The following is a 13,521-nucleotide window of genomic DNA, read 5'->3' as shown; positions in this document are numbered from 1 at the left end:
CTAAATACCCCGACACATTATGGAATCGTCAACTACCGAAACTGTTTTTTATAGTGTTCCGACACAAAGCTTATTCGACGATAATAACTCTAAATTGGACATGGCGAGAACACACCGACGGGAGTTTCTCAAAGCGGTCGGTATCCTCGGTGCGACAGCCACGGTCGGAGCCGAGTTCGCACACACCGTGACGGGTACCGGCGAATCCACTGGGCCGTGGACGACGTTCCGCGGAAACGCCGGACGGACAGGGGCGACCACCGATAGCGGACCCGGTTCGAACGTGACCACCGACTGGTCGTTCGATATGGGCGGTGAAATGTACGGCGTCGAACCGGTCGTCGGGGACGGTACGCTGTACCTGGCCGTGACCACGGCCAACTCCCCTTCGGTCAATGAGGGGTACGTCGCCGCATACGACCCGACGACGGGTGACGAACGCTGGAAACGGGACGACATCTCTGCCCCGGCGACGCCGACTGTCGGTAATGGCACCGTCTACTTCGACACGGGAGGTTCCGAGTTCGCCGGTTCGACTGGATTCTTCGCGGTCGATAGCGAGACTGGCGAGACGAAGTGGCACAAAGAGCCCTCGTCCGGTGTGGGCGACCCGTTGGTCGCGGACGGTCGATTGTACTCCAAGATAGCGGGGAACGCCTGCGAACTCGACCCCGAAACGGGGGAGGACGTCTGGAAGACCGACGATATCAGCGGAGGTGCGTGCTACGCCGAAGGAACGCTCTTCTACGGCGGGGGTGTCGCCCTGAGCGCCGACGACGGTTCTGTCCGCTGGGACATATCTGGGGACGACGACGAACTACAGACGGTCGCCGACGGGCTGGTGTTCGGCGTCGTGAACGAGAGCGGCGGCGACGCAGTCGTCAAGGCGCGGTCGACTGCCGACGGGGCGGTTCAGTGGTCGTACTCCCTCGGAAACGAGCGCTACTGGTGGGCAGACCGACTGACGGTCGCTGGAGGGCGTGTCTTCTTCCGAATCAACAGCACGATACGGGCACTCGACGCGACGACGGGGGAGGAAGCGTGGACCTACGAGGCGGATGCAGAACTCGCAGGTGCCCTGACGGTGGCAGACGGCACCCTCCTTACCGGTGGCCGGACGAACCCTGAGTCCGATTCGGGAGACGCCATCGTCGTCGCCATCGATGCGGCGTCGGGCGAGCACAGGTGGGACTACATCTTCGGAAGCTGGGAGTTCGAAGATTACGGTCCCGCCGCCAACACGCCCGTCGTCGCCGACGGAAGAGTGTTCACCGCCACGTTCCCAAAAGGGTCGACCATCGACTGGGAGTACACCGAGTACGGCGATTTCCACGTTCTCCGCGCCGACGAAACGACGGAGACGACCACAGAAACAACGAGCGAAGAGACGACCACAGAAACAACGAGCGAAGAGACGACCACAGAAACAACGAGCGAAGAGACGACCACAGAAACAACGAGCGAAGAGACGACCACGAAGACGACTACAGAAGCGACAGACACCACCGAGACGACGAAAACAGCCACCGAGACGACGACGGCGACTACGAAAAGCTCCGAGAAATCCACCGAGAGAACGACAACAGTGACGACTTGGACGGAAGCGCCAGGAACGAACACGACGGAGACGACAGGGTCGGCAGGCGGCGAGATGGGAACCACCACGACCGCGACTGACGGCCAACCGGGATTCGGTATCCTCACTACGGTCGGCGGACTCGCAGGCGTGGGTGCGTACCTCCGAAATCGTCTCGAAGACGACTGACCTCCGCTCTCGGGGTTCCTCGTTCGTCGCGGTACGCAGGCCGAATTCGATAGTTCAGGCTCGCAACTGCTCGCCGCCCGTTTTTCTGAAGACGGCAGCGACCGCACAGACGGTGAACAGCCACACCGCCACGATTTCGAGAGAGGTCGCCCGACCGGCGGTCAACCCGGTTCCGAGGAGGAGATGAATCCCGACTGAGAGCAAGAAGACGAGAAAGCCGAAGTGCCAGACGCCATCGACGGACAGCGCCGGGTTCTGCAAGAGGAGTACGTACGCGATAGCGCCAGGGAGTCCGATGTAGCCGACGAACCATGTCGGATTCGTCGCGCCGAGGACGTCCGCCAGTGGACCGAGGAGCGTCACGAGCGCCAGTTGTAGCGCCACCGTGACGCTGATGACGTGGAAACCATTGACCATGATGTCGATTAACGATGCTGGATGATAACTGTAATCAAATCGAAACCACCCGACGGAACGGAACCACTCGACGGAACGGAGAGTCTGGTTTACGCCTTTTCGTCGAGTATCGCGTTCGCCTCTTCGATGCTGCTCGCAACTTCGGTGGTACGCTCTTTGGAAGCAGATTGTTGGTCGGGGTAGAGCTGCCGCTGTAAAAGCGTAGCGGGCAAGGGTGACGCGTTCGCGTCACCCGACATGTTCCCATTTGACTTGCTGAACTCAGAGGCGAGCGCCGCGAACCTGCTGGAGCAGGTTCGCTGGCGCGATGGCCTCCAGTACCCACGCTGCCGGTCCGAGTCGGCGATCAATTACGGCAGCTATCGAGATTATCAACGGTATCTCTGTAAGGATTGGGACCGCACGTTCAACGACAAGACCGGCGTCGATCTTCGCGCGCGAAGATCGGCCGTCAATCGGCTCCTGTTCGCATTCTACTCGTTGCTCCGGTTCAACACGAGTATTCGCCAGCTAGACGCTGAACTCGGCGTTTCCCACCGATCGCTTCGCCAGAACGCTCGACGCGCCTTCTCTCAATCTCGTTGGCTCCATCGAGCTTGACGAAGTCTATGTGACTGCAGGGGTGAAAGGCCGCAAGCGCGATTCCTGATCGCGCTTGCGCAGCCTCTCGAAAGGTGGCCGAGGGAACTATGCTACGGAGAAGCCACCAGTATTCACGCTCGTTGATCGCGGCAGCGATCAGCGATATCTCGTGCCCGCGAAATCCGCAAACGAATCGACCGTGCGACTCCTCCTCGGCGACCACAAGGAGGAGTCGCTCACCGTCTACCTTGACGGATTTCGAGCATACGATCCACTCGAAGACGACGAGAACTACCGGCGAGAAGCAGTCATTCAGGCGAGGGCGAATACGTCGATGGAGACGCCCATGTGAATACCTGCGAGAGCCACGCGTCGGTGGTGCGACGGTGGCTCTCGCCACATCGCGGTGTCTCCAGGGATAAGCTCACGCCGTATCTCAGGGCCTTCCAGCTCCGCCGACAAATCTTACGCAAACCCGATCGAGAAGCTCTCAAAGAAATCGTCCGAACCGTTCTCTGACTCACCAACAACGTGCTTCACAAGAGTGTTAGTAAATTGTATCCACGACCAACGATTCGGGACATTCAGTCTGTCAGATCGTTCGCTTCGTCTCGATCCTGATACGGTGGTACCGAGATATCCTGTTCGATCATGTGGTCGATTCGGGCTTGCGTGACTTCCTTAGCGCACTCCTCGGTTTCTGAAGTACGCCCACGACACGGACGGATTCGCCGTCGGGTCACTCAAACTCTCAGATGAGCGGGAACGTCTGGAACGCGGGCAACGAAAACTCTCGCGGAAAGAACACGGCTCGAACAATTGGGAAAACAACGTCGTCGTATTGCGGAATGCCATCAGCGCATCAAGCGTAAGCGGCGTGACCTTCTCCATCGGCTCTCAGCGTACTACGCCCAAGAGTACGACCTCATGGCAGTCGAAGACCTCGACGTGAAGGGGATGCTCGAATCACCGAAGAACAGTCGCAACATGGCATCGGCGGCATGGCACACCTTCCGACGGATACTTGAATACAAGTGTGAACGCGGAGGCACGCACTTCGTGGCGGTTGAACCCCAAAGGGACGATCAAGGAGTGTGTCAAGTGTGGCGTTGAGACGGCCAAACCGCTGTGGATGCGCAAACATTCCTATCCTGCGTGCAGCTTCGAAGCGGATCGGGATGCGAACGCGGCGTGGACCGTTCTTTCTCGCGGCCTTAACGAGCTAGGAGTGGTTCACTCCGAAGAAACGCCTGTGGAGCTGCGCTTCCTACGGGAACCACTTCGGTTCCTGCAAAGCGCGTCCTCGAAGCAGGAACTGCTCTTTCAACGCACGAAGCGTAAGGTGAGGTAGTTCACGTCCTGTTCGGCTATATCAATTTGATAGTAATGAAACAGTTATACAATGAGTCGAAATTATAGAATTTGAATAGCGAATGTGTGGGTATTATAGTGCTTGATATTTCATTATCATCGTATATGCCGGGCTCAAATGCATCCCGTCGGAAGTTTTTAAAAACAACTGGTGTAGTAGCAACTGCAGCCGCTCTGGGTAGCACTCGCGGAAGTGCTGCAGAAATGCCTGCTGCGCCGATACCCGATGACACTGACTCACTCACGTACGCAACCATGGGGACTAACAAAGACAACCCTACGGCGACGGTTTATGGCAACTTTAAGTGTCCCTACACACAGGAATTTGTGCGTGGAGGTTATCTTGAAGCCGTGCTAAACGAGTATGTGACCTCTGGGGACCTAAACCTTCGGTTCCGGGCACTCGCGTACCAGCCACCTGGAACTACTTCCCATGGTACTTCAGACGTTTATATTTCCGAGAGCGATCCGCATATTTCGGAAGCTGCAATGGGTGTATGGGACGTTTCCCCTGATGACTACTGGGAATTCTTCAACTACATGTTCTCAGATCTCATCTCGGGGAGTGTTTCATTCAGTGAGATGGCAAGCCGAATGCAGTCCAGTGATGTGGATGACATCAGCACGATTATCGAACACGCCGAGTCCGGCAAGTACATGGACGCCGTCAGACAAAGCCGCTATCCAGCTGGCGAATATGGCGTTAGCTTCACCCCGACACTTGTCATGAACGGCGAAACCACCGCACCCCACCACGATGTCGACGAGCTGCTAAACTGGCTCAGCCACCATATCTCGAAGTCTTCGGATACGACCAGTGATGAGACGAACTCCGATACGTCAAGCGAGGACAGCACCAAAGATAGCAGCTCAACAGACTCAACCAGCGACGAAGATAGCAGCTCAACAGACTCAACCAGCGACGAAGATAGCAGCTCAACAGACTCAACCAGCGACGAAGATAGCAGCTCAACAGACTCAACCAGTGACGGAGCCTCTGGACAATCAATAGATTCCTCAGAGTCTGAAGACATGAGTACATCAGGTAACGAATACATATGCTCGTCGAACTCATCTACTGATCAGTCGAGCTCGTCTCTTGATGAATCAAGCTCGGTCAAAGAGGAGTGGACCTGGGTCGCGGTATAGATTAGCTGAAATTCCTTCTTTGGGCGGGCAATTCATATGGAACGACCAGAGCGTGTGCAACCTGTGGCGTCACGATAGACAAGCCGTTATGGGTCCGCAAGCATTCCTGTCCTGCGTGTGGGTTCGAAGTGAATTGAAACGCGAATGCGGCGTGGAACATTCTATCTCACAGCCCCACAGAGGATGGAGCGGGACGCACCGAATCACCACCTGCGGAGACTGTCTTCTCGGTAGCTGCCTCAGAATCTGCAAAGCGTGGCGTCAAACCGGGAAGCCCCACCCTCAATCGTAAGCCATCAAACAGGCAGTAGGGTGGGGTAGTTCGCACACGGTCAATGTGGTGAAACCCTGGGTGGATATTTGGAAGCCGTTTCAGAGCACAAAGCTCGCGAGCAGCCAGAAAAACACAAGGATGGCAACCCAGGCGAGCAGCTGGAACAATATAAACGCACGAAGCCGGAATGATGATCGTTTGTGTGTCACTACACCATCTCTACGGTGTTACCACTCTTAAATATGCAATTCATATTCATAAGAGTTAGGCTAGTAAGGAGTGTTTGCTGCTTCGAAAGGGGATATTGACTAAGTGAAAGAGACTCTAATAATAGATTGCACTCACAGTAGCACCAAGCTACTGGGGAGTATAGCAAGCCTGATTCCACCGGCGCCGAAAGCTCTGGTACTGGGCTGGCCTTCCAGTTATATCAACCAACTTTCCACGAAAGTTCCAGTTGTGGTTCAGGCAGCTGTTATTTCACCCGTGAGTCGCAAGTGTTCACAGATTTTCGTCCGTCGCTAGCAGTCCCCTCGTCTGTGAATATGCACTCCAATCCACTCCTTTGCAACACCAAATATTGATACAGCGTTCTCAAGAGCGACGCTCTCGTATGCGAACGAGACGCAAGCGTCTCGTTAACGCCGTTATGCATCTGTCGGACATGTCACGGTTGCGGCCATCGTAACCGCCTTCCGGGCACAAGCTTGACCGGTGGGACTCGGATCGAGTTCGACAACGTAGCAGAGCTGTCGACCGAGAGCACCACACTCTGACATTCCTCGAGGACTCGAACCGAGTCGTCTAGAAGACGGGGCTAAAATAGGTCTCGTCGTTTTGCACCGTCATCTCCGGCACTGCCTGCAGTGCCTCACTCGACTGGGTAAGGTTGGGATCGTATTCGGCGATAAAACTCATCTATCCTCTTGTAGACTGCATGTGAAGATAACATCCCGCCCAACCACGAACGACCGTCAAAAATATTATCATCTATTTCAATAATCATGGATTATAATTTATAATATTCTTTTACGAGTTCCGCTTTCGCCTACTGTGGTAACGGTTTGTACTCGCTCATACCGTTGACGAGAGAGAAGCCGGGTTCGAGTTCATCGATTGCGGCGATCAACTGGCTCGACACTTCTTTTGCCCCATATATTTTATCTAAAATAATATAAAATTTAGCTATTAATTATTATGTTATATTATCCTTTATAATTAATTATTATAGCTTATTTAATAGCCATCGGACGAAACTGGAGCTAATTCTCTCACACCGCCGCAGGGTTAACCTTCCGTCCGACCCATAACAAACTCCCGACGAGCAAGATCAGCGCGAGGGGGACGAGCGCCGAGAACGCAGTCAGGAGGATTCCCGACGCCTGAACGCCGAGAACGATGAGCACGACCGGACCACAGCAGGCCGCACCCGAGAGGAGTGCCGGTATCCCGGCGAAGATACCCGACGACCCCGAGATCCCGCACGCTTTCGGCTGTCGCCACGCGAGATAGGTCACCGCGAGGTTCACCCCCACCAGGGTCGCGAGTATCCATCCTAACAGGAGATTCAGCGGCGAGACGAGCAAGGTTGCGACGCCGGCGTCGAGGCGAGCGACCGGTTCCCACGAGAGCGACCCGACGGGTTCGAACGCCCGCGAGAGCGGGTCGCTCACGACGAGCAGTCCGAACTCGCCGCTCCCGGCCGTGAGGTGACCGATGGCGAAGAGGTAGGCGGCCAGATAGCCGACAGTCACTCCCACGAACACGAACAGAGCGTCCGTTCTGTGGAGCGTCGCCCTGACCGCGAATCCGGTTCGAGCGAGCGTCTCACCTCCCCATCCCCGGTGAATCGACTCAGTCATGAACACTCGTCTCCGGGTAGAATCCTGCCCATGCGAACCACATCGCGTCGAAGGCGTACTGGCGGTCGAGCGGGAGTTCTTCGGGTGCGTGAGCCGTTCCGTCCGGACCGACTGCCCGCCCGTCACGCGACTCGAAGGTCTTCTTCTCCGGGTTACGGTAGACGTACGCCGTGTCGAGCGATGGGTCGTAGACGGCGAGCAGTGGCGTTCCCGCGAGTCTTCCGGTTACGATGCCCTTCTTCCGGAGTGTGTCTTTCGGGAACGCGGCGGCCCCTTCGGACGTGCGAACCCCGACGACGACGCTCTTCGTGGGGAGACGGTCGTCGGATTCGAGTGGGGGAAACAGGGGCGCTCCGCCGGCGTAGTAGCCGCCCCGAGGGGTGTACGACCCGTAGGGGTCGCGGTCGTAATCGCGGACGTAGCCGGTGTCCTCGGAGAGGACGCGGGTATCGGGGTGTGCGTCCCGCCACCTGCCCCACGTCGTCCAGACGAGTCGGAACTCGCGGAGCGAGCGACCTTCGAAGGTACCGGAGATGGCCGTCCCGAGCATCTGGGGCCACCTGCTGTCGGTCTTCCGGTCGTACATCACGAGGTTGTCGTTTAACAGTCGCCCCGAGACGCCGAAGGTTATCTCCCCGCGTTCGAAACCCATCGCGGTTCCCGTCAGGGGACAGTAGGAGACGGTGACCGGTTTCCCGCCGAGCGCGTCGTTCGTAATCTCGTGCCAGACGAGGATTTCCTGCGGGTAGGCTTTCACGTCCCCGTCGCGGGCGATGCCGAACACGACGCTATCCGCAGAGAGGCGGTCGTTCGCCTTCTTCGCGTTCGTGAACGACGGTTCGTCGATGGAGGGGATACCGTCCTTGGGCGGGCCGCCGGAGACGACCTCTTCTCGGAGTTTCTTCATCGAGTACTGGACGGTGAGCGGATTCGCTGCGAGTGGTAGACCCTTCATCGTCGGGCCGGTCGTGGACGGGGTGGTGGTCTGCGTCTGCTGCTGGTCCGCACTGCCTCGACCAAAGTCGGAGCCGAGACAACCAGTGAGCGCCGCTATCCCCCCTGCGGCGGTCGTCGCTAGAAATCTGCGCCGAGCTTGCTGTGTCATGTTCTGTCATAGCACCAGATGGCGGTTAACAGTTATACGAGTGTGCAACCGGCCTGCACACCCCGTCAGGTCAGCGGATTGCGTCAGGTCAACAGATCGGCTTCGGGTCGAGTCCCATCCCGGTCAGTGTGTCCGCGTAGTCGTCATAGGCGACCTGGATGGTTTCTTCGGCCACGTCGTGCGCTCGCTCCCAATCTTCCTCGCTCTCACACCACTCGGCGAGCATCGAGACGCCGTCTGCAACGTTCTCGTTCGTTTCGGCGCGCAGGTCGCGGAACAGGTTCGCCCGCCGTTCGGCGGCCCTGTTGACGAAGAAGTTCACCACCTGGAGGAGCGTCCGGTCGCCGACGAGCGACCGCCCGACGAGTCCACCCGCCCGTGAGACATCGTCGTCGAGTTCGCGGAGGAAAGCGTGCATCGGGTCGGGGTCGGCGGCTTCGAACTCGTCTCCCTCCTCGACCACTCGCCGGTGGTGGTCTCGCTCTTGGTCGGCCAGTCGCTCGAAGGCGTCGTTCGACTCGGCCCACGCAGAGAACGTCTCGGCGGCGGTGTGCTCACTTTTCGCCGCCGCCGAGAGCACCGTCTCCGGTTCGAGGTCTGCTCCGGTGAGCGCGACGAGTAGCTGTTGGGAGCCGAGACGGTCGAGTTCGGTCGTTTTCGCATCTCGTACCGAGTCGGCGAAGTCGTCTGCGTCCATAGCAGCGAGACGACGACACGCGACAAAACGTTTGGGCGACTCCTTTTCTCCTCGGGTTACGTAGTCAGCACATGGCCGATGCCCTCTCCGCCCGCGAACTGTACGACCGCCTCCAGCGCGGTGACCAGGTGACGGTGCTCGACGTTCGCAACCGCGACGAGTTCGAGACGTGGCACATCGACGCGCCGAAGACGGTACAGACGCCCTACGCCGAGTTCGTGAGCGCGAAGGTGCGCGACGAGGTTCCCGAACTCGCGGAGTCACTCGATTTGGACGACGGGGGCGAACCGGTCGTCGCGGTGTGTCCTCGAGGCGAAGCGAGCGAACAGGTCGCGGAACTGCTCCGAGCGGCGGGCATCGATGCGATGAATCTGGACGACGGGATGGAGGGCTGGGCGCGGGTGTACGTGGCACGCGAAATCGGTGGGAGTGAGGGAGACGAGGAAACCGTCGTCCAGTACGACCGCCCCTCCAGTGGCTGCCTGTCGTATCTCGTCGTCTCGGACGACGAGGCCGCAGTCATCGACCCGCTCCGTGCGTTCGCCGACCGATACGCCGAGGACGCGGAGGAACACGGCGCAGATCTCCGTTACGCCATCGACACGCACGTTCACGCCGACCACGTCAGCGGAATCCGCGAGGTTGCCGAGGTGACCGGCGCAGAACCAGTTCTGCCGACGGGCACGAGAGAACGCGGTCTCGCGTTCGACGCGACCCTGGTGAACGACGGTGACGAACTCGCTGTTGGGGAGGCCACGCTGACCGCCATCCACGCGCCTGGCCACACCAGCGAGATGACGCTGTTCCGACTCGGAGCCACCCTGTTCAGTGCGGACACGCTGTTTTTGGATGGTATCGGGCGGCCTGATCTTGAGCACGAGGCGCGTCGCGTCTCGGAACGAGCGAGCGGGGAGGGTGAGACTCCTGCGGAGTCTCCGAGCGGTGAAACCGCGAGCAACGACCCGCGAGCCGGTGCAGACGGTGCATCGGCACTCGCTGACGACCTCTACGACACGCTCCACGACCGCGTGCTCGCGCTCCCCGACTCGACGCTCGTCGCGCCGGGGCACGTCCACGCCGAGACGCCGCGGGCGGACGATGGCACCTTCACTGCGCGGTTGGCGACGGTACGCGAATCGGTTCCCCTGCTCGAACTTGACCGCGAACGGTTCGTCGAACGTGTCGCTAGCGAGTTACCGCCCCGCCCCGCGAACTACGAGGAGATCGTGGCGGTGAACCTCGGCGAGACGAGTGTCGAAGAAGAAACGGCGTTCGAACTGGAACTCGGGCCGAACAACTGCGCCGTTTAAGCGCGGTCGGTCTCCTCGTCGACGTCGACGTGTCGCCCGTCGGCCCGGTCTTCGTCGTCTCCCTCGTTTTCGTCAGGGATGCCTTCGGCGTCGGACTGTTCGAGTTCCGCCGAGTCCATCTCCTCGTCCACGCGGTCGAGTTCGGCTTCGATCTCCTGTTCGCGCTCTTCTTTCATCTGTCGCTCGCGGTCACGGTTATCTTCAGCCATCGTTCCGATGGGAAATAGTGTCGTCCAGTACTTTGGTGTGGTGGCTTACCGACCTCTCAGGACGACGTTCAGCGTAGCTCCGACCAACAGGAGGATGCCCGCGAAGTAGAGCCACGTGAGGAAGATGATGACCGTCCCGAGGATTCCGGCGAACCCGTACTTGCTCGACCCGCTCATGAACAGCTGGAAGCCGAACTGGAGGACGAGCCAGCCGACGGCGGCGAAGAGCGTTCCAGGTAACGCTTCTCGAATCGACACGTCCACAGGCGGGAGCACGTAGTACAGCGGGAGGAAGACGAGCACGAGTCCCACCAGGAGGAGGGAACTGATGGCGACGTTGAGGAACGGTATCCACGCGAGAATCGGCGTCCCGAGCACGGCACCGACGGCGATCATCAGTGCGACGCCGAGAACCACCGCGATGAGGGTCACGATACCCTTCTTCAGCTGTTCGACGATCCCGACGTCGGGAAACGTCTCGTACACCTCTTCGAAGGCGACGACGAGCCCGCGGAACAGTTTCAGACTACTCCAGAGGAGGACGACGAGGCTCGCCACAGATGCGCCGGCACTGCCGGACGAGTTCTTCAACGTCCGGTTCAACAGTGCCTTGCCCTCTTCGGAGAGGAACTGTCCTGCTCGGGTGACGAGCGTATTGGCGAACGCCTCGCCGCCGACGAGTGTGCCGACCGCCAGCGCGAGCAAGACGAGGGGGAACAGCGAGACGAAGGCGTAGTATGCGAAACTCGCCGCGAGGAACGTGACGTTTCTCTCCTGGACGACATCGACCACCGACCGCGCCGTCGAGGTGACGCTCATGGGAGAAGGACGTGCTCCGGGGTAAAGTTTGATTCGGCTGTTTTCGTTGCAGTGTGTAGCGACGAGCGTGCGAAGAAAAGGAGCTGACTTCGACATCGCTCCCGATTCCGGCAGAACCGACCGTCCCCGGAACTGGTTTGTCGGCTCGTTTCCACGAACCGATATGGAACTCGACCCGACGGAGGTGCGGTCGCTCTATCGGACGCTGGCGGGTGCCGTCGTCCCACGGCCGATCGCGTGGGTGAGCACCCGGAGTCCGGACGGTGTGGACAATCTCGCACCGTACAGTTTCTTCAACGTGGTGAGCGTCGCGCCGCCGGTCGTGATGTTCGCCCCGGTCGATGGCGAAGATGGACTGAAAGACACGCCTGCCAACGTTCGGGAGACGGAGGAGTTCGTCGTCAACGTCGTGACCGAACCGCTCGCAGAGGCTATGAACGAGACGAGTGCGACACTTTCGCACGGTGAGAGCGAGTTCGACCACGCCGGACTCGACCGTGCCGAATCGACGACGGTCGACGCGCCGCGCGTCGCGGATTCGCCGGTCGCGTTCGAGTGCTCGCTGTACGAGATGGTCTCTATCGGCGCGTCCACGATGGTTCTCGGTGAGGTCGAGTGGGTTCACATCGCAGACGAGGTGACGACCGACGGGAAGGTCGACGTGGAGAAGATAGATGCTGTCGGTCGCCTATCAGGAATCTTATATACGAAGACGCAAGAGCGATTTTCGATGGAGCGACCACCATGACCGAAGGAGATACCATCGACGAATCCGACACGCCGGTCACCGTAAACCGCCTCGAAGCCGACCTCCGAGAGTTGGGCCTCGCGGCGGGTGACACCGTGCTGGTTCACTCTTCTCTCTCGTCGCTCGGGTGGGTCTGTGGCGGTGCACCAGCGGTCGTGGACGCACTTCTTTCGGTCGTCACCGAGAACGGGACGGTCGTGATGCCGACCCACACGGCGGGCCACTCCGACCCGGAGGACTGGCAGAACCCACCGGTTCCCGACGATTGGGTGGACGACATCCGGGCGACGATGCCGCCGTTCCGCCCCGACGTGACGCCGACGCGCGGAATGGGTGCGATTCCGGAGTGTTTCCGCTCCTATCCCGGCGTCATTCGGAGCCAGCACCCGCACTACTCCTTTGCGGCGTGGGGTTCGGACGCGGAATCGATCGTCGCCGACCACGAGTACGATTTCGGACTCGGTGAATCGTCACCGCTCGCAGGAGTGTACGACAGAGATGGAAGGGTTCTCCAGTTGGGGACGAGCTACGAGACCAACACGTCGCTCCATCTCGCCGAATATCGCGGCGATTTCGAGAAGGAGATCGTCACGGACGGAGCGCCGGTGTTGGAGGAGGGCGAACGCGAGTGGATAACGCTCGAAGCACCGGAGATAGACGACGACGATTTCGAGGAGGTCGGCGGAGCGTTCGAGCGCGAGTGCCCGGACGCAGTCGCTCGTGGACGAGTAGGGGACGCTGATTCGACGATCGTGAGTCAGCGAGAACTGGTCGATTTCGCCAGTGAGTGGTTCGGGAGAAATCGGTAGTCGACGTTTCGACTGGCAGTTAGTCGTCTGTCAGTCGTCGTCTGCCGCCGCTGTATCGGCGTCCATCGCTTCGACGTCCGCCTCGATGCTCGGCGGGTACTTGCCGCGGTCGAGGACGAGATCGCTCTGCGGGCGAGCCATGCACGTGAGGGCGTACTGTTCGGCCTCTTCTTCGGTCAGGCCGCGGGCCGCCGGTTGGGTGACCTCGCCTTCGACGATCTCTGCGGAACAGGCGAGACACATGCCGACGCGGCAGGAGTACTCCTGTGCGATGCCCTCCTCGATGCAGCGGCTGAGGATGGTCTGTTTGTCCGAGACCTCGATGGACTCGCCCGTCCCGACGAATTCGACGGTGTGATCGGTCATATCCCGGCGTACGAACGACCCGGCCAAAACTCTTTATG

At 59.4% G+C, this 13,521-nt stretch carries 13 protein-coding genes and 2 pseudogenes; 8 read left to right on the top strand and 7 right to left on the bottom strand.

Translation table 11 applies throughout. The features are described 5' to 3' along the window. Positions 1–100: 100 nt before the first annotated feature. Positions 101–1,765, top strand: coding sequence for an outer membrane protein assembly factor BamB family protein (locus tag ACR3FE_RS05220; RefSeq protein ID WP_458206032.1), 1,665 nt, complete (start codon positions 101–103; stop codon positions 1,763–1,765). A 54-nt stretch (positions 1,766–1,819) separates the two neighbouring features. On the opposite strand, the gene ACR3FE_RS05215 is transcribed toward ACR3FE_RS05220, so the two are convergent. After that, entirely contained in the window at positions 1,820–2,182 is a 363-nt protein-coding gene (locus ACR3FE_RS05215; protein WP_458206031.1) for a hypothetical protein, read from the bottom strand. Positions 2,183–2,419: 237 nt separating this feature from the next. Between ACR3FE_RS05215 and ACR3FE_RS05210 the strand changes: the two are divergent. The 4 genes and pseudogenes from ACR3FE_RS05210 to ACR3FE_RS05195 all read left to right on the top strand — a co-directional run bounded on the left by ACR3FE_RS05210 (position 2,420) and on the right by ACR3FE_RS05195 (position 5,421). Continuing rightward, positions 2,420–3,283, top strand: a pseudogene (locus ACR3FE_RS05210) (IS1595 family transposase). A 181-nt stretch (positions 3,284–3,464) separates the two neighbouring features. Further along, positions 3,465–4,105 (top strand): annotated as a pseudogene (locus tag ACR3FE_RS05205) (RNA-guided endonuclease InsQ/TnpB family protein); the annotation flags it as partial. A 108-nt stretch (positions 4,106–4,213) separates the two neighbouring features. Beyond that, entirely contained in the window at positions 4,214–5,284 is a 1,071-nt protein-coding gene (locus ACR3FE_RS05200; protein ID WP_458206030.1) for a thioredoxin domain-containing protein, read from the top strand. A 5-nt stretch (positions 5,285–5,289) separates the two neighbouring features. Further along, entirely contained in the window at positions 5,290–5,421 is a 132-nt protein-coding gene (locus tag ACR3FE_RS05195) for a zinc ribbon domain-containing protein (protein WP_458206716.1), read from the top strand. Positions 5,422–6,829: 1,408 nt separating this feature from the next. Here the strand turns inward: ACR3FE_RS05195 and ACR3FE_RS05190 are convergent. From ACR3FE_RS05190 to ACR3FE_RS05180, 3 genes are all read right to left on the bottom strand, one after another. After that, positions 6,830–7,420: a hypothetical protein gene (locus ACR3FE_RS05190; protein ID WP_458206029.1), complete on the bottom strand. Its 591-nt coding sequence runs from the start codon at positions 7,418–7,420 to the stop codon at positions 6,830–6,832. After that, a complete protein-coding gene (locus ACR3FE_RS05185) occupies positions 7,413–8,525 on the bottom strand; it encodes a DUF3179 domain-containing protein (RefSeq protein ID WP_458206028.1) in 1,113 nt (370 codons plus the stop codon). Before ACR3FE_RS05185 ends, ACR3FE_RS05190 begins: the two co-directional genes overlap by 8 nt. Positions 8,526–8,613: 88 nt before the next feature. Then, the gene (locus ACR3FE_RS05180; RefSeq protein ID WP_458206027.1) at positions 8,614–9,222 is read right to left on the bottom strand and encodes a rubrerythrin family protein; all 609 of its coding nucleotides are present in this window, start codon (positions 9,220–9,222) and stop codon (positions 8,614–8,616) included. Positions 9,223–9,293: 71 nt separating this feature from the next. Here ACR3FE_RS05180 and ACR3FE_RS05175 point away from each other — a divergent pair, with 71 nt between their 5' ends. After that, positions 9,294–10,532, top strand: a complete 1,239-nt coding sequence (locus ACR3FE_RS05175) for an MBL fold metallo-hydrolase (RefSeq protein ID WP_458206026.1) — start codon at positions 9,294–9,296, stop codon at positions 10,530–10,532. On the opposite strand, the gene ACR3FE_RS05170 is transcribed toward ACR3FE_RS05175, so the two are convergent. Both ACR3FE_RS05170 and ACR3FE_RS05165 read right to left on the bottom strand, forming a co-directional pair. Beyond that, complete coding sequence (locus ACR3FE_RS05170; protein ID WP_458206025.1) at positions 10,529–10,741, bottom strand: hypothetical protein; 213 nt, start codon at positions 10,739–10,741, stop codon at positions 10,529–10,531. The two genes, ACR3FE_RS05175 and ACR3FE_RS05170, sit on opposite strands and share 4 nt — an antisense overlap. Positions 10,742–10,786: 45 nt before the next feature. Further along, positions 10,787–11,560: a YihY/virulence factor BrkB family protein gene (locus ACR3FE_RS05165; protein WP_458206024.1), complete on the bottom strand. Its 774-nt coding sequence runs from the start codon at positions 11,558–11,560 to the stop codon at positions 10,787–10,789. Between the two features lie 163 nt (positions 11,561–11,723). On the opposite strand from ACR3FE_RS05165, the gene ACR3FE_RS05160 reads away from it, so the two are divergent. Next, a complete protein-coding gene (locus tag ACR3FE_RS05160; protein ID WP_458206023.1) occupies positions 11,724–12,308 on the top strand; it encodes a flavin reductase family protein in 585 nt (194 codons plus the stop codon). Continuing rightward, a complete protein-coding gene (locus tag ACR3FE_RS05155) occupies positions 12,305–13,117 on the top strand; it encodes an AAC(3) family N-acetyltransferase (protein WP_458206022.1) in 813 nt (270 codons plus the stop codon). The genes ACR3FE_RS05160 and ACR3FE_RS05155 overlap by 4 nt, the downstream gene beginning before the upstream one ends. A 30-nt stretch (positions 13,118–13,147) precedes the next feature. On the opposite strand, the gene ACR3FE_RS05150 is transcribed toward ACR3FE_RS05155, so the two are convergent. Further along, positions 13,148–13,483, bottom strand: coding sequence for a 2Fe-2S iron-sulfur cluster-binding protein (locus ACR3FE_RS05150; protein WP_458206021.1), 336 nt, complete (start codon positions 13,481–13,483; stop codon positions 13,148–13,150). Positions 13,484–13,521 lie beyond the last annotated feature (38 nt).

The sequence above is a fragment of the Haladaptatus rarus genome, assembly GCF_054177585.1.
The sequence above is the reverse complement of the archived record's forward strand: the minus strand, read 5'-3'. Positions and strand labels throughout refer to the sequence as shown.